Origin of the sequence: Nocardioides marmoriginsengisoli, assembly GCF_003725695.1 — a bacterium.
GTDB classification, from domain to species: domain Bacteria; phylum Actinomycetota; class Actinomycetes; order Propionibacteriales; family Nocardioidaceae; genus Marmoricola; species Marmoricola marmoriginsengisoli.
In genome coordinates this window covers 284,718-300,223 of the sequence record NZ_RJSE01000003.1, presented here as the reverse complement: position 1 = coordinate 300,223, position 15,506 = coordinate 284,718, and the positions used below count along the sequence as shown (strand labels likewise).

Below are 15,506 nucleotides of genomic sequence, written 5' to 3'. Positions count from 1 at the left end.
GTCAGAGCGTAGTTCCAGCGTCCAATCGGCGGACAGTGATTTCGGTTGGCGAGACGGAGGTCAGCTGCAGTTGAAGCTGAAGGAGGTGTCGGTGCTGGTGCTGGTGCAGCTGTCCGGGAAGGCCAGGATCACCACCACGATGGCGATGATGGCCAGGATGCCGAGGATCGTCCCGATGATCCCCATGATGTAGCCGGCGTTCGCCATCGAGCGACCGCCGAGCTGGCCCTGGGACGCGTCGATCTGCTTCACCGCGTTCCGGCCGACGATCCAGGCCGGGATCGACAGGATGAGCGGGCACATGATCAGCCCGGCGATGCCGAGGACCAGGGCTGCGGTCGCATTGCCCGGAGTCGGGGGCGGCATCTGGTAGCCGGGCTGCGGTTGGTACTGGCCGGGCTGGGGCGGGTACTGGCCGGGCTGGGGCGGGTACTGGCCGCCGTACTGCGGGGGCGGCACCTGCCACGGTTCCTGCGGCGGCTGCGGTCCGGGGTCCTGCGGCGGCTGTTCGCTCATGGTGCCCTCCTGAGTCGGTGATCGAGTATCCCAGCGACAGCGCCGGAAGGGGAGCACCGACGCACGATTCAACGGACCGGAAGGGCCCACTCAACGGGCGAAAAGGGCCTACTCAGCGGAGGACGGCGGGGAGGTAGGCGGCGCCGGGGGACGGGGACGCCGTACCGGCGATGTCGGAGGGGTTCGAGAACGCGCAGCGCTGCAGCGAGAGGCAGCCGCAGCCGATGCAGCTGTCCAGCCCGTCGCGGAGCCGTTCGAGCGCGGCGATCCGGTCGTCCAGCCGGGTGCGCCAGTGCCGGGAGATCCGCTGCCAGTCCGCCTTGTTCGGGGTGCGGGAGCGGGGGAGGGTGTCCAGCTCCTCGCGGATCTCCTGCAGGCTCAGGCCGATGTTCACCGCCGCCCGGATGAAGGCGAGCCGCCGGAGCACGCTGCGCTCGTAGCGCCGCTGGCCGCCGGCGCTGCGGTGCGCCTCGATCAGGCCCTGGTCCTCGTAGTAGCGCAGCGCGGAGGCGGCGAACCCGCTGCGCCGGGCCACCTCGCTGACGGCGAGCACGTCGTGACGATCCATCGCAATCTCCAGAAAGGCCTTGACTTCAAGTTGACTTGAACTTGAACGATGTCACGACAGAGCCCATCCATCAAGGAGCAGAAATGCCTGTCGCACTCGTCACCGGAGGGTCCGCCGGACTCGGCCGCGCCCTCTCCCACGCCCTGGCCGACAACGGCTGGACCGTCATCGTCGACGGCCGGGACCCGGATCGCCTGGCGGCCGCGGCCGATCGTCCCGGGATCCTCGCCGTTCCCGGCGACATCACCGATACCGAGCACCGGCTCCGCCTGGTCGCCGCCGTGCGGCTGCACGGGCACCTGGACCTGCTGGTGCACAACGCCAGCACGCTCGGTCCGGTCTCCGGCAGCACCCCGCTGCCGGCGCTGGCCCACGTGACCGTCGACGACCTGCAGCACGTCTGGCGGCACAACATCGGCGCACCGCTGGTGCTCACCACCCAGCTGCTCGACGACCTGGTCGCCGGCGAGGGCATCCTGGTCGGGATCTCCTCGGACGCCGCCGTCGAGCATTACCCCGGGTGGGGCCTGTACGGCGCCTCGAAGGCGGGCCTCGACCACGTCGTGCTGACCTTCGGTGCCGAGAATCCGGCGATCACGGCGTACGCGGTGGATCCCGGGGACATGCGGACGCAGATGCACGCCGACGCGTTCCCCGACGAGGACATCTCCGACCGGCCCGAGCCCGAGTCCGTCGTACCGCACCTGCTGGCGCTGCTCGCGACGCGCCCGGCGTCGGGCCGCTACCGCGCGGCCGACGTACCGGTGCCGGCGGCGGTGTGAGATGCGGATCCTCGATGAGCATCCCAGCACCGTGTTCTCCAGCCCCGCCGACGCCACCGCGCCCGCGCCGCCCGAATCGCGAGGGCTGGAGCGAGACGCGGTCCGCCTTCTGGTGGCCGGCCCGGACGGGGTGAGCCATGCCCGGGTGCGCGACCTGGCGTCGTACCTGGAGCCCGGGGACCTGGTGGTGGTCAACGACTCGGCGACCGTCGCCGGCGAGCTGGACGCCGAGCGGCTCGGCGCCGGCCCCGTGGTGCTGCACCTGGCCACGCCGCTCGATGACGGCACCTGGGTGGTCGAGGTGCGCACCGCACCGTCGGCCGAGCGGGCGATCCTCGACGCGGCGCCGGGGGACCGTTTCCTGGCGGGCTCGGTGGTGGTAGACCTGGTGGCGCCGTACCCGCGCACGGGGTCGTCGCCGACCGGCCACGGCAACCGCCTCTGGCGGGCGTCGGTGAGCGGACCGCTGCCGGACCGGCTGGCCGCGCACGGCCGCCCGATCGCCTACGGCTACCTGCCGCGCCGGTACCCGTTGAGTGCCTACCAGACCATCTTCGGGACCAGGCCGGGCAGCGCGGAGATGCCGTCCGCGGGGCGCCCGTTCACGCCGCGGGTGGTCACCGACCTGGTGGCCCGCGGCGTGACGATCGCCCCGGTGACCCTGCACACGGGGGTGTCCAGCCAGGAGGCCGGCGAGGCACCGCAGGCCGAGCGGTACCAGGTGCCGGAGACGACGGCGCGGCTGGTCAACACGGTCCGGGCCGGCGGCGGACGGATCGTCGCCGTTGGTACGACGGTGACCCGGGCCCTGGAGTCCGCGGTCGAGGGCGATCGGGTGGTCGCGAGGTCGGGGTGGACCGACCGGGTGGTGACGCCGCTGCACCCGCCGCGGATCGTGACCGGGCTGGTCACCGGCTGGCACGACCCGCAGGCCTCGCACCTGCTGCTCGTCGAGGCCGTCGCCGGCCGGGAGCTCAGCCAGCGGGCCTACGACGAGGCGGTGGCGCACGGGTACCAGTGGCACGAGTTCGGCGACACCGCGCTGCTGCTGCCGTGAAGGTCGGTCAGGAGTTGAAGTTGCTCCGCGGGGCCGCCTCGACGTTGACCGAGAGCGAGACCTCGGGGCCGTTGGTCTCCTGGGTCAGGCCGGCGAAGAACCGGTAGCCGTACTTCTCGGTGGCGGGTGCGCCGCCGTAGCCGGTGCTGCTGCTGGACCCGTTCTCCAGGGGGTTCAGCGACTTGACGCACCGTGCGGTCAGGGCGTCGGCGTCCGGGAGCTCGGCGCCGTCGTCCACCACGCCGCCGGGCAGCTGGCCGCCTGTCTTCCGCACCCAGGCGGTCGCCTCCGCGCAGCGCTGCTCCTCGGAGCCTGGCTTGACCACGACCTGCCAGGTCGCCAGGTAGGCGGGGTCCTCGTCGTCGACGCCGTCCTGGTCGTAGTCGCGGACCTTCCAGATCCCGTCGTCGCGCTCGATGCCGTCCGCGAAGACGTCCACCCGCTTGCCGCCGGGCGACCAGCCGGCGGCGGGCGCCTCGGCCTTCGCCACCACCCGGCGGGCCTCGGCGGGGTCGGTGCCGCAGCCGGCGAGGGTCGCGGTCGCGGCCAGGGCGACGGCGACCAGGGTGGCCTTCCGGGAGGTGTGCATGGCGGCCATCCTGCACCGTGCTGGCGGGCCTGTCAGCAGGGCGCGCTGCTACACCGTGAGGTGGGTGACTTCCCCTTCGATCTTCCGTCGCGGGACCAGCTCGACGATCAGCATCGCGGCGAGCACCATCGACCCGCCGCCGAGCATCCGCAGCGTCAGCGACTCGCCGCCGAGCAGGATCGCGAAGAAGCTCGCGAAGACCGGCTCCATGCTCATGATGATCGCGCTGCGGGTGGGGGCCAGGTGCGCCTGCGCCCAGGTCTGGCCGAACAGCGCCGCGGCACCCGCGAAGAGCGCCATGTAGACGACCGCGATCCAGTCCCCGGTCCGGTCCGGAAGGGTGATCCCGCCCGGCGCCGCGGCGATCAGGCAGATCACCGAGATCACCAGGCACTGCAGGATCGACATCCCGAGCGCGTCCGACGGCTTCGACCAGGCGCCGAGGCCGACGATGTGCAGCGCGTAGAGCGCGGCGGCCAGCAGGGTCAGCCCCTCGCCGTACCCGATGCTGAGGCCTTGAAGGGTGAGCACGCCCAGGCCGCAGACCGCGAGCAGGACGGCGGCCCAGGTGACCGCGGTGATCCGGGTGCGCAGGATCGCGGCAGCCAGCAGCGGCGTGAAGACCACGTACATCCCGGTGATGAAGCCGGAGACGCTGGCGGCGGTGTGCGCGAGGCCGACCGTCTGCAGGATCTGGGCGCCGCCGTACAGGCAGCCGAGGACGAGGGCGTGGCGGCGCACCTCGGGGGAGAGCCGGCCGATCGCCCGGGGTGCGATCAGCAGCATCGCCGCGCTCGCGATCGCGAACCGGACGGCCAGGAAGTCCGCCGCCGGGACCCGGTCCATCAGGTCCTTGATCAGGTAGAACGTCGAGCCCCAGCACGCGGTCATCGCGAGCAGGGTCAGCGTCGCCAGCAGCGCCAGCCGGTTGCTCTTCCCGGGCTCCCCGCGGACCTGGGTCACCGCGTCGCCTCGCGCTCGCGCCGTCCCTTGCCGACCCGGACGCGGGTGCCGATCGGTCGGGAGGTGCGCTGGTGCATCACGCCAGCCTACGGGCGGGTTCGGTGCGGAGTTCGGCGGCATCCCGGACAGGGGCCGGTGTCAGTGCGATCCTGTCGCCATGGGAATCCTGCTGTTCTACGTGGCGTCGTTGATCCTCAGTGCGCTCGCGCTGTACTGGATCATCCGGCTGGCCGTGCGCGACGCGATCCTGGACGCGCGTGAGCAGGTCCCCGGCCACGACACCGGCCACGCCAGGACGCAGCCGGACCCGGACTGAGGTCCGCCGTTCGACCGGCTCCGGTGAGGGTCAGCCGACCTTCAGCCCGTCCATCACGATCCGCAGGATCCGCTCGGTCTGGTCGCGGTCGAAGTTCGGCATCATCGTGCAGCCGCCGACGAGCCGGAGCACGTCCGGCGAGGTGACGTCGGCACGGATCTCGCCGGCCTGCTGGGCCGCCACCACCAACGTCTCGGCGGTTCCGTAGATCACCCCGCGGGAGTGGGTCATCAGCTCGGACTCCCGGCCGACGGCCTCGACGAGCTCGGTGAAGATGTGCCGCTTGGTGGCGGCGTAGTCCACGAAGGCGACCAGCCAGAGCTCGAGCGCCTCGACGGGGGTGTGGTTCGGGATCACCTTCTCGGCGGTCTCCCGGAGCACGTCGACCTCGTCCCGGTAGACCGCCTCGAGCAGGTCCAGCCGGGTGGGGAAGTGCCGGTAGAGGGTGCCGATGCCGACACCGGCGGCCTTGGCGATCTGGTCGAGGGACGCCTCGCCGCCGACCTCGGTGAAGACCTCCCGGGCGGTGGTGACGAGCTTGGCGCGGTTGCGCGCGGCGTCGGCGCGGAGCTTGGGGGCCCCCTCGCTCGAAGCACCCGCGTCGATGCGTACGTCGTCAGCCATCACAACAATCCTCTTGCCTAACCGGAGGCACCCTCCGTATAGTAAGTGGAGGCGCCCTCCACATGTTACAGCTATCGGCTGGTTCAGCCCAGCCGGAACGGAGCACAATCCCGTGTCCGACCAACTTATCGCCGACACCCCGGCGGTTGCCCGTCCTCCGGTCGCGCCACGCCACGAGCGTCGCGGACTGGTTCTCGCGGTGATCCTCACCGCGCAATTGATGGTGGTGCTCGACATGAGCATCGTGAACGTCGCCCTGCCCGACATGCAGACCGCGCTCGGCTTCAGCCCGACCGGGCTGTCCTGGGTGCTCAACGCCTACAGCCTGGCCTTCGGGGGCCTGCTCCTCCTGGGAGCGAGGACCGGAGACCTGCTCGGTCGCCGGCCGACCTTCCTGGTCGGGATCACCCTCTTCACCCTCGCCTCGCTCGCCGGCGGGTTCGCCGCCGACGGCACCGCGCTGATCGTCTCCCGTGCGATCCAGGGGATCGGTGCCGCCTTCGCCGCACCGGCGACCTTGTCGTTGCTCACCACGATGTTCCCGGAAGGGCGTGAGCGCACCCGCGCCCTCGGCCTCTACACGGCCGTCTCGGTCGGCGGCGTCTCGTTCGGCCTGGTGGCCGGTGGCATCCTCACCGAGCTCGCGTCCTGGCGCTGGGTGATGCTGGTTAACGTCCCGATCGGGATCGCGGTCGCGACGATGGCCTGGCTCGCGGTGCCGCACACGCCTCGCCGGCACGGCCGGTTCGACCTCGGCGGCGCGATCAGCTCCACGCTCGGCGTCTCCGGCGTCGTGTACGGCTTCGTGCACGCGGCGGGCCACGGCTGGTCGAACCCGGTCACCCTGGTCACGATCGTCGGCGGCATCGCGTTGCTGGCCGCCTTCGTCGCGCTCGAGCGCACCGCGGCGGAGCCGATCACCCCGCTGTCGCTGTTCAACAGCCGGATCCGCAGCGGGGCCCTGCTCGCCCGGATGTTCCTGATCGCCGGCGCGATGGGGGCGTTCTTCTTCCTGACCCAGTACCTCCAGGACGTGCTCGGCTTCAGCCCGATCCAGGCCGGCCTGGCGTTCCTGCCGATGACGGCGGGCGTCTTCCTCGCCTCGCAGTCGAGCTCGCGGTTCCTGATCGACCGGTTCGGCGAACGAGCCGTGATGATCGTCGGCGCCGTGCTCAGCCTGCTGTCGCTGCTCTGGCTGACCCGGCTGGACGTCGGCAGCGGGTACGGCGACGTGGTGGTCTCGCTGGTCCTGCTCGGCCTCGGCAACGGGCTGGCGTTCGTGCCGCTGACCTCGTCGGCGCTGCACGACGTCGCGCCGCACGAGGCCGGCGCGGCGGCGGGCCTGGTGAACGTCGCGCAGCAGCTCGGCTCCGCCCTCGGGCTCGCCGGCCTGGTGACGGTCTCCGGGCACGCGAGCCGGGCACTCGACCTCGGACCCGGCCTGGACGCCGTACGGCGGGCGCACGAGACGTTCCTGACCGGCGCGCACGCGGCGTTCGAGGCGGCCTCGGTCACCGTGGTCGTCACGCTGGTCCTGGTCACGTTCGTGGTCCGGCGCGAGCAGGAGGCGGCCGACCGAGGCTGAGCGATGTCGTCGGCCGGGCCCTCGGGGGTCCGGCCGACGGCGTTCAGACGATGTTGAGCGTGACGGTGCTGCCGCGCGGTGCGAGCTCGCCCTGGTTGGGGTCGCAGTCGACCACGATGTTGAGGCCGGCGTAGAGCGCGGTGCGGTTGACCGCCACCTTGAACCCGAGCTCGGTGAGGGTCTCGGCGGCGTCGTCCGTCCTGGCGCCCCGGACGTTCGGGATCTGGACCAGCTCCGGGCCCTTCGAGACGACCAGCCTGATCGTGTCGTTCTTGAACCCGGTCCCCGAGGTGGGCGTCTGCGAGATCACCCTCCCGGCCTTGACCGTGTCGCTGAAGTCCTCGCTGAGGGTCACCTTGAAGCCGAGCTTCTTCAGCGCCTTCTCGGCCGCCTTCGCGGGCTTGCCGGTCTGGTCCGGGATCGCGATCGGCTTCGCGCCCTTGCTCACCACGATGTCGACGGCGGCATCGCGCTTGAGCATCTCGCCGGCCGCCGGCGTCGTCCCGATCACCCGGCCCTCGGGCACCGTCTCGTGGTACTTCTGGGTGATCGTGCCGACGGTGAGGTTGGCGTCCTTGATCAGGGTCTGGACCTGGTCGAGGGTCTTCCCCTTCGTGGACGGCACGCTGTGCAGATCCGGTCCCTGGGACAGGATCACCGTGACCTCGCTGCCCTTCGCTACCCGCGCGCCCTGCTCCGGGTCGGTGCGGACCACGGAGCCGTCCAGGACGGTGTCGGAGTAGACCGGGTCGCCGTAGGTGACCTTGAAGCCGGCCTTGGTCAGCTTGGCGGCGGCGACCGACTTCTCCAGCTTGATCACCGAGGGCAGCGTCGTGTAGCGGCCGAGCTGCCAGGCGCCGATGCCGACGACCAGGGCGGTCAGCAGCAGGCCGATCAGCAGGTACAGGCCGCGCCGGGAGCGTCGCGGCGGGTCGTAGCCGCGGGGCGGCTCGGCGGCGACCGGCTGCTTCCGGGGTGCGGGAGGCGGGGGTGGCGGCTGCCTGCGTACCGGCTCGTCCTGGGGGATCTGCGCGGTGAAGTCGAGTCCGGCGTCGGCGTCGCGCTCGTAGTCGTACGGCGCCTCGAGGGGGACCACCTCGCGCGGCAGGGCGAGGTCGTCGGTGGACTCGGTCTCGGGGGTCCGGGCCCGGCTCGGCATCAGGTCGGCCACCAGCTCGGGGTCGTCGACGATGCCGTGGTCGAGCGCCTGGCGGACCCGGCGCACCTGGTGCAGCAGCACCCGGGCGTCCGACGGGCGCAGGTCGCGGTCGCGAGCGGTGGCACGGGCGACCAGCGCGTCGACGTACGCCGGCAGCCCGGGGACCCGCAGCGACGGCGCGGGCACGTCCTCGTGGACGTGCTTGTAGGCGACCTGGATCGGGCTCTCGGCCTGGTGCGGCTTCTGGCCGGTGAGCATCTCGTAGATCAGCACGCCGGCCGCGTAGACGTCGGAGCGCGCGTCCGCCTTGCCGTCGACGACGAGCTCGGGGGAGAGGTAGGAGACGGTGCCGATCAGCACGCCCCCGGTGGCGGTGTGCTGGGTCTCGGCGTTGACCGCCCGGGCGAGGCCGAAGTCGGCCACCTTGACCCGGCCGTCGCCGGCGAGCAGGACGTTCTCGGGCTTCACGTCACGGTGGATCATCCCGGCCCCGTGCGCGGCGGCGAGGGCGGCCAGGACCGGCTCGATCAGGCCGAGCGCCTTGACCGGGTCCATCGGCGCGTCGTTGCGGATCTCGTCGCGCAGCGTCAGGCCGGGGACGTACTCCATCACCAGGAACAGGGTGCCGTCGTCGTCGCCCTGGTCGAAGACGGCGACGACGTTGTGGTGCGAGAGCCGGGCCGCCGAACGGGCCTCGCGCTCGAAGCGGGCCACGAACTCGGGGTCGTCGCCCATGCCCGGGTGCATCACCTTGACCGCGACGGTGCGGTCCAGGCGGACGTCGTGGGCCGAGTAGACGGTCGCCATCCCGCCGCGTGCGATCTTGGCGTCGACCCGGTACCGGCCGTCGAGGACGCGGCCGATCAGCGGGTCGTCGCTCCGACCCACGTCCGTGCGCTCCACAACGTCCTCCATGCCCGATCGGTGGGGAAGTGTCCGATCAAGGGCTGAGTTTAGTTGCACGGGCCCCGGAATCGCGGCAGGCGGGCTCGGGCTGGCACGATGGGTCTCGTGACTGACGACTCCGCCGCGCCTGAGCCGGACCTCGGCACCCTGATCTCCGACTGGCTCGACTGGAAGGCCGCCGGCGACGCGCTCGGGGTCTCGGTGAACAAGGTCCGGACGTACATCCGGGAGCACCAGCTGGCCGCGGTGGTGCCGACGCCCGGCTCCGGCCAGAAGGTGCCGGCCGAGCTGATCATGGACGGCGAGATCGTCAAGGGCGTGCCGGGTCTGCTGACCGTCTTCCACGACGGCGGGTACGACGACCGGGAGATCCTGGCGTGGCTCTTCACCGTCGACGAGACCCTGCCCGGGCGGCCGATCGACGCGCTGCGCGAGAACCGTGGCTCCGAGGTCAAGCGCCGCGCCCAGGCGATGTCGCTCTGAGGATCGCGCGATGAACCAGCGCACCCGTGGCGTGCTCGCCCTGATCGGGCTGGTGGTCGTGGTGGTGGCGCTGATCTGGGCGCGCGGCAACGGGCCCGACCTCGGGAGCGGCGGTGATGCCGGAGCCCGGCCCACCAGCGCCGCGTCGGAGACCACGACCCCGGTGGGTTCCGGGCAGGTCGGGCTGTCGACCTTGCCACGCGACGCCCGCGCCACCGTCGCGCTGATCGACCGCGGCGGGCCGTTCCCGTACGCCCGCGACGGGATCACGTTCCGCAACGCCGAGCGGCTGCTGCCGCGGCAGCCGACCGGCTACTACCGCGAGTACACCGTGCCGACGCCCGGGTCGTCGGACCGCGGGGCTCGTCGGATCGTTGCCGGCGAGGACGGCACGCTCTACTACACCGACGACCACTACCGGTCCTTCCGCGAGATCGTGAGGACCTCATGAGCGGTCTGGCGGGGCTCCTGGCCGGGCGCGGCGTGCAGGGGGTCTACACCTGGCACGCGGCCTTCGGCGCTGACGAGGTGCGTCGTACGGTCGAGCACGCCGGGGCGATGTTCGGGTACGTCGACGGATGGACCCACCAGACCAAGGCCGAGTTTCTCGCCGAGGCTGCGGAGACGCTGCACTTCCCGGACTGGTTCGGCCAGAACCTGGATGCCTTCGCCGACTGCCTGGACGACCTCGACATCGTCCCGGTGGTGCTGCTGTGGGACGGCTGGGGGACGCTCGCGCGTGCTGATCGGGAGGCTTTCGACCTGATCGTCGAGATCGCGGCCGGGCGTGCCCGGACCGTGACGCCGCCGTTCAGCCTGCTGCTGCGCGGGGCCGGGCCTGAGCTGGACATTCCGGCGCTCGACGGTTAGCCGTCCACAGGTGGGTCTTGGTGGTGGGTTGTCCACAGTCTTCGAGCCCGCCTTGCATCGAACAGATGTTCGAATGACGATGGGTGCATGACCTCGACCCTCGTGCACCTCGATCCGGCAGCGGAGCTCCATGCCTGCCTGGACCGGGTCGACGCGGTCGACGTCGAGGCGCTGGACCATGAGGGCACGGCCGACCTCCTGCGCGCGTTGACCCGCGCCGAGGCTCGGGTGGCGGCGAAGAAGCTTCAGCTCCTCGCTTGTGCGGAGCGGCGCCGTACGGCGTCGCGCTCGGGTGCCGCGTCGACCGGGCAGTGGGCTGCCCGGCTGGCGAACGCGGACCAGGTGGTCGCGCAGCGTCAGGTCAGCCTCGCGACCGGCCTCGAGCGCCGTGGCGCGACCCGGCGGGCACTGTCTGCTGGTGAGATCTCTGCCGAGCACGCCGCCGTGATCGTGCACGCCGACCGACAGCTCCCGGCCCGGGTCACCCTCGAGCAGCGGGTCGTCGTCGAACGAGCGTTGGTCGAGAAGGCCCGGGTGCTCTCACCCGGATCCTTGCGCAAGGCAGCGCGGCGGGCTCTGGCCGCGGTCGAGGCCGATGTCGCCGTGGTCGATGCGCACGAGCACCAGATCGTCTCCGACCAGGAGGCCCACGCCCGGGCCCGGACCCGGTTGAGCCTGCACGACAACGACGACGGGACCGTGACCGGGCACTTCACGATCCCGGTGCTGCAAGGCCACCTGCTCCGCAAGATCCTCGAGACCATCACCGCTCCCCGCCGAGCTCGAGTCGGCGCGACCCGGGCTCAGTCCGGGCACTCCGCCGTGCGCTCGCTCGGAGCCGACTGGGACCGCGCCCGCGGCGAGGCGTTCTGCGAGCTCCTCGAACACCTCCCTACCGACCACCTCCACCCGAAGACCGCCGCGACCCTGGTCGTCACCGTCGGTCTCGACACCCTGCGCGGCACCCTCAAGGTCGCCCGCCTCGACACCGACGAGACCATCACCGCCGGCGAGGCCCGCCGGTTGGCGTGCAACTCCCGCCTCCTTCCCGTCGTCCTCGGCGGCGCCTCGCTCCCGCTCGACCTCGGTCGTTCAGCGCGACTCTTCACCGAAGCCCAACGCACTGCGCTGGGGACCAGACACACGACCTGCGCTGCCGACGGCTGCGAAAGACCCTTCGCCTGGACCGAGCTCCATCACCGAGAACCCTGGACCCGGCACGGGCCCACCGACCTCGACAACGCGATCCCGCTATGTCGCTTCCACCACCAGCGCATCCACGACCAGCACTACGAACACGCTGAGACATCCGACGGCTCGATCGCGTTCCGGGAGAGGTGCTGACGTGCCGAGCTGCGGAGGTGCGCGTTCGCGGTCAGCTGCCGTCGTCGCCGGGCCGGTGCCGTCGTCGAGGAGCCTCGGGCAACGGGGTCGGCGGGAGGATCGGCGCGGTCGGGATGATGTCGTCGTCGAGCCAGCCGTCGTACTTGTCGATCAGGAGCTCCAGGACCACCGGCGGAGCGTCGGTGGCCACGGACCAGGGGTGATCCTCGTCGTCGTCCTCGCCGGCGAACGGCTCCCGGGTCACGGTGACCTCGAAGCCGTCGGCGGCCAGCTGCCGCTCGACCTCGCGAGCAGCGTCCTCGTCGAAGAAGATCCCGCGCATCGGCCGGCTCTCAGACCGTCCGCTGGGTGGCGGCCGCGGCGAGCTCGCGGAGCACGGCCCTGGCGTCGTCGCGGATGTCGGCGCTCGCGAGGGCCTCCAGTGCCTGGGCGGTGAGGCGCGTGATCATCTCCTCGACCTCGTCGCGGGCCCCGCTGCCGTCGATCAGGGTGCGGAGGTCGGCGACCTCGGCCGCGGTCAGGGGATTGCCCAGGCTGGTGTCCAGGTGCTTGCGGTCCGCCGGGCCCAAGGCGGCCAGGGCCAGTGCGATCAGCACGGTCCGCTTGCCCTCGACGAGGTCGTCGCCGGCCGGCTTGCCGGTGACCTCGGGGTCGCCGAAGACGCCGAGCAGGTCGTCGCGGAGCTGGAACGCCTCGCCGAGCGGAAGTCCGAACCCGGTGAGCTGGTCGATCACGGCGGGGCTGGCGCCGGCGAGGGCGGCACCGAGGTGCAACGGCCGCTCGATCGAGTACTTCGCGGACTTGTAGCGGAGCACGGTCATCGCGAGATCGACGTCGGTGGTCCCGCGGGCTTGGGCGGAGACGTCCAGGAACTGACCGGCCACCACCTCGGTGCGGGTCAGGTCGAAGAAGCCGAGCGCGTCCAGGACCCGGTCGGATGGCAGGCCCGACGTGCGGAGGAGCTCGTCGGACCAGGAGAGGAGGAGGTCGCCGAGGAGGATCGCTGCGGAGGCGCCGTATTGGGCGGGGCTGGCGTTCCAGCCCTGCTGGAGGTGCAGCGCCTCGAACGCGCGGTGGGTGGCGGGCCGGCCGCGCCGGGTGTCGGAGGCATCCATGTAGTCGTCGTGGACCAGGGCGCTGGCGTGCAGCAGCTCCAGCGAGGCGCAGGCGCGGAGCAGGGCATCGCGGTCGAGCGGCTCGGCGACGGCGAGGTGGCCCCACCAGCAGAACGACGCGCGGAACCGCTTGCCTCCCGACACGCTGATCCGGGCATGCTCGACCAGGCGGCGGGCGTCCTCGCCGAGGTCGGCCAGCCAGGCGGCCTGGCCGTCGATGAAGCCCTGCAGGGTCGACTCGATCCCGGCCCGGAATGCGTCGTCGTCCCAGGGAGTGCTCCCGGAGGGCGAGATCCGTCCGCCCGAGGTTGACCCGACTTCTGGATACTCAGTCACGCGGCGAGCGTATCGCCGTATCCTCGGCGCCATGGTCACGGGACAGCCAACGAGCATCGCGACGCTGCTGGCAGCAGGCGAGCGCTCGTTCTCCTTCGAGTTCTTTCCTCCCAAGGACGCCGCCGGCGAGGAGGTGCTGTGGCGCTCGCTCGGCGAGCTCGAGTCCCTGAAGCCGACCTTCGTCTCGGTGACCTACGGCGCCGGTGGCAGCACCCGCGACCGCACCATCGAGATCACCGGGCGGATCGCCCGGGAGACCACGATGACGCCGATGGCGCACCTGACCTGTGTCGGGCACACCGTCGACGAGCTCGGCGACATCCTCGACTCGCTCTCCGCGGCCGGCGTCCGGAACGTGCTGGCGCTGCGCGGCGACCCGCCGGGAGGCCCCGGGACCGAGTGGATCCGCACTGACGGGGGAGTCGACTACGCCGCCGACCTGGTCTCGCTGGTCCGCGCCCGTGACGAGTTCTCGATCGGGGTGGCGGTCTTCCCCGAGGGGCACCGCGACTCGACCTCGCTGGACGCCGATGTCGCCGTGATGAAGGCCAAGCACGACGCGGGCGCCGAGTTCGGTGTGACCGAGATGGTGCTGCGTGCCTCGGACTACTTCGGCCTGGTCGAGCGCTGCCGCGCGGCCGGCGTCGACATGCCGATCATTCCGGGCATCATGCCGATCCTGGCGATCGGCTCGATGAAGAAGATGGTCGAGCTGTCCGGCCGGGAGATGCCCGACGAGGTGCTCGCCCGGATCGAGCCGCTGGCCGAGGACCCCGAGGCGGTGCGCGCCGAGGGCATCCGGATCGCCACCGAGCTCTGCGACGACCTGCTCGCCGGCGGCGCGCCGGGGCTGCACTTCTACACGCTGAACCGGAGCAAGGCGACTCGCGAGATCTACGCGGCGCTGGCGGTCAACGCCTAGGCAGGACCGACATGCCTAGGCCGGACCGACGCGCCTAGGCCGGGCCCACCAACTGCGCGACCAGGGCGGCCGACAGGCCGACGCTGGGGAGCCCTCCTCCGGGCGCCGCGTGCGCTCCGGCGCAGTAGACCCCGCCCACCGGCGTGCTGGTGCCGATCCGGTTCTTCACGGTGCCGCGTCCCTGCCAGAGCACTCCCTGGGGGGACCCGTTCCAGTCCTCGACCAGGTCGCGGGGGGAGCGGTCGACCCGGACCTCGACTTGGTCGCGGACCCGGATCCCGCGGCGCTGCAACGAGGTGACGATGTCCTCGGCGAGCTGTCCGCGGCCGAGCACCGTCCAGGCGTGCGCGCCGTCCGGAGCGGCGCCGTTGGTACGCAGGATCAGCGTCGGCTCCTTGGTCGGGTCGCCGTGCAGGACGACCTCGTGCGGGAGCTCCGGGACGTCACCGACGACCCCGATGTGACTGACCACCGGCGGGATCACCGGCATCGTCCGCTCGACCAGCTTGGCCAGGGTGGGCAGGCGACGGGGGTCGATCGCGACGACCACGACGTCGGCCGGGAGATCGGTCTCGACCTCGGCGATCGTGGCGCGGACGGCGGTGACCTTGTTGGTGACCACGTCGACGACCAGGTCGTCGGCCTCGGCCTCGGTGATCACCGTGACGCCGCGCGTCCTCAGTCGCTCGGTGAGGACCCCGGTCAGCTGCCCCATCCCGCCGGGCAGGGTCCAGGACCCGAAGTTCTGCTCGATGTAGGACCACATCCCCACCCACGCCGGGACGTTGCGCGGCTCGTGGCCCTCGAAGCGCGCCTGGTGCAGCGCGAGGGTGCGCAGGTGCTTGTTCTTGAACTCCTTCTCCACCAGCTTGTGCAGGGTGAACTTGGTGTCGAGCAGTGCCTTGGTCTCCTTCGAGGCGTGCTCGCGGGAGTACGGCCGCTCGAAGTAGTCCTTGCGCAGGGCCTCCCACACCTCGGCGAAGTCGTCGCAGTAGCTGGCCCAGCGGCCGCCCTCGCCGGCGCCCAGTGCCGCGTCGATCGCTTCCAGCTGGGCGGCGCGACTGCCGCTCGGCAGGTCCAGGACGGTGTCCTCGTCGAAGCGGTGCTGCCGGGCCGGCTCGACCGGAACCAGGTCGATCTCCTTCTCGGCGGCCCGGCCCGACTTGCGGAAGAAGTCCCGGATCACCGCTGGGAGCAGCGTGCTGGTCGGGCCGGCGTCCCAGCGGAAGCCGTCCTTCTCGACGTACCCGAGGGCGCCGCCCAGCGAGGCGTTGGCCTCGAGGAGGGTGACCTCGTGCCCGAGCTTCGCCAAGCGTGCGGCGCTCGCGAGCCCACCGAAACCGCCACCGATCACCACTACGCGCGCCATGC

At 71.6% G+C, this 15,506-nt stretch carries 18 protein-coding genes; 9 read left to right on the top strand and 9 right to left on the bottom strand.

The features are described 5' to 3' along the window. Positions 1-60 precede the first annotated feature (60 nt). Both EFK50_RS03400 and soxR read right to left on the bottom strand, forming a co-directional pair. Positions 61-516, bottom strand: a complete 456-nt coding sequence (locus EFK50_RS03400; RefSeq protein ID WP_123226135.1) for a DUF4190 domain-containing protein — start codon at positions 514-516, stop codon at positions 61-63. 112 nt (positions 517-628) lie between these two features. Then, positions 629-1,084, bottom strand: a complete 456-nt coding sequence (gene soxR / locus EFK50_RS03395; RefSeq protein ID WP_123226134.1) for a redox-sensitive transcriptional activator SoxR — start codon at positions 1,082-1,084, stop codon at positions 629-631. Positions 1,085-1,167: 83 nt separating this feature from the next. Here soxR and EFK50_RS03390 point away from each other — a divergent pair, with 83 nt between their 5' ends. Both EFK50_RS03390 and EFK50_RS03385 read left to right on the top strand, forming a co-directional pair. Further along, positions 1,168-1,866 carry an SDR family NAD(P)-dependent oxidoreductase gene (locus EFK50_RS03390; RefSeq protein ID WP_123226133.1) on the top strand — a complete coding sequence of 233 codons (699 nt, stop codon included), beginning with the start codon at positions 1,168-1,170 and terminating at the stop codon, positions 1,864-1,866. 1 nt (position 1,867) lies between these two features. After that, entirely contained in the window at positions 1,868-2,923 is a 1,056-nt protein-coding gene (locus tag EFK50_RS03385) for an S-adenosylmethionine:tRNA ribosyltransferase-isomerase (RefSeq protein ID WP_123226132.1), read from the top strand. Between the two features lie 7 nt (positions 2,924-2,930). On the opposite strand, the gene EFK50_RS03380 is transcribed toward EFK50_RS03385, so the two are convergent. Beyond that, the gene (locus EFK50_RS03380) at positions 2,931-3,512 is read right to left on the bottom strand and encodes a hypothetical protein (protein WP_123226131.1); all 582 of its coding nucleotides are present in this window, start codon (positions 3,510-3,512) and stop codon (positions 2,931-2,933) included. Between the two features lie 48 nt (positions 3,513-3,560). Next, complete coding sequence (locus tag EFK50_RS03375; RefSeq protein WP_246004015.1) at positions 3,561-4,475, bottom strand: DMT family transporter; 915 nt, start codon at positions 4,473-4,475, stop codon at positions 3,561-3,563. Between the two features lie 157 nt (positions 4,476-4,632). Between EFK50_RS03375 and EFK50_RS22050 the strand changes: the two genes are divergently transcribed. Next, complete coding sequence (locus EFK50_RS22050; protein ID WP_183407675.1) at positions 4,633-4,791, top strand: hypothetical protein; 159 nt, start codon at positions 4,633-4,635, stop codon at positions 4,789-4,791. Between the two features lie 30 nt (positions 4,792-4,821). On the opposite strand, the gene EFK50_RS03370 is transcribed toward EFK50_RS22050, so the two are convergent. Further along, a complete protein-coding gene (locus EFK50_RS03370) occupies positions 4,822-5,415 on the bottom strand; it encodes a TetR/AcrR family transcriptional regulator (protein ID WP_123226599.1) in 594 nt (197 codons plus the stop codon). A 112-nt stretch (positions 5,416-5,527) separates the two neighbouring features. On the opposite strand from EFK50_RS03370, the gene EFK50_RS03365 reads away from it, so the two are divergent. Continuing rightward, on the top strand, positions 5,528-7,000 hold the full coding sequence (locus tag EFK50_RS03365; protein ID WP_183407674.1) for an MFS transporter: 1,473 nt from the start codon (positions 5,528-5,530) through the stop codon (positions 6,998-7,000). A 43-nt stretch (positions 7,001-7,043) separates the two neighbouring features. On the opposite strand, the gene pknB is transcribed toward EFK50_RS03365, so the two are convergent. Then, positions 7,044-9,074, bottom strand: a complete 2,031-nt coding sequence (gene pknB / locus EFK50_RS03360) for a Stk1 family PASTA domain-containing Ser/Thr kinase (RefSeq protein WP_123226128.1) — start codon at positions 9,072-9,074, stop codon at positions 7,044-7,046. A 96-nt stretch (positions 9,075-9,170) separates the two neighbouring features. Here pknB and EFK50_RS03355 point away from each other — a divergent pair, with 96 nt between their 5' ends. From EFK50_RS03355 to EFK50_RS03340, 4 genes are all read left to right on the top strand, one after another. Next, positions 9,171-9,548 carry an Rv2175c family DNA-binding protein gene (locus EFK50_RS03355; protein ID WP_246004014.1) on the top strand — a complete coding sequence of 126 codons (378 nt, stop codon included), beginning with the start codon at positions 9,171-9,173 and terminating at the stop codon, positions 9,546-9,548. Positions 9,549-9,558: 10 nt separating this feature from the next. Continuing rightward, the gene (locus EFK50_RS03350; RefSeq protein ID WP_123226126.1) at positions 9,559-9,999 is read left to right on the top strand and encodes a guanyl-specific ribonuclease; all 441 of its coding nucleotides are present in this window, start codon (positions 9,559-9,561) and stop codon (positions 9,997-9,999) included. Beyond that, positions 9,996-10,418 (top strand): barstar family protein, encoded by a 423-nt coding sequence (locus tag EFK50_RS03345; RefSeq protein ID WP_221177252.1) that lies wholly within the window; start codon positions 9,996-9,998, stop codon positions 10,416-10,418. The genes EFK50_RS03350 and EFK50_RS03345 overlap by 4 nt, the downstream gene beginning before the upstream one ends. 87 nt (positions 10,419-10,505) lie before the next feature. Then, positions 10,506-11,762 (top strand): HNH endonuclease signature motif containing protein, encoded by a 1,257-nt coding sequence (locus EFK50_RS03340; RefSeq protein ID WP_123226125.1) that lies wholly within the window; start codon positions 10,506-10,508, stop codon positions 11,760-11,762. A gap of 31 nt (positions 11,763-11,793) precedes the next feature. Here the strand turns inward: EFK50_RS03340 and EFK50_RS03335 are convergent, their stop codons facing one another. Beyond that, positions 11,794-12,084: a hypothetical protein gene (locus tag EFK50_RS03335; protein ID WP_123226124.1), complete on the bottom strand. Its 291-nt coding sequence runs from the start codon at positions 12,082-12,084 to the stop codon at positions 11,794-11,796. A gap of 10 nt (positions 12,085-12,094) precedes the next feature. Beyond that, on the bottom strand, positions 12,095-13,213 hold the full coding sequence (locus EFK50_RS03330) for a polyprenyl synthetase family protein (protein WP_246004013.1): 1,119 nt from the start codon (positions 13,211-13,213) through the stop codon (positions 12,095-12,097). Positions 13,214-13,244: 31 nt separating this feature from the next. Here EFK50_RS03330 and metF point away from each other — a divergent pair, with 31 nt between their 5' ends. Then, on the top strand, positions 13,245-14,135 hold the full coding sequence (gene metF, locus EFK50_RS03325) for a methylenetetrahydrofolate reductase [NAD(P)H] (protein ID WP_123226122.1): 891 nt from the start codon (positions 13,245-13,247) through the stop codon (positions 14,133-14,135). A 34-nt stretch (positions 14,136-14,169) separates the two neighbouring features. Here metF and EFK50_RS03320 read toward each other — a convergent pair whose 3' ends face one another. Further along, entirely contained in the window at positions 14,170-15,504 is a 1,335-nt protein-coding gene (locus EFK50_RS03320; RefSeq protein WP_123226121.1) for a phytoene desaturase family protein, read from the bottom strand. Between the last annotated feature and the right edge of the window lie 2 nt (positions 15,505-15,506).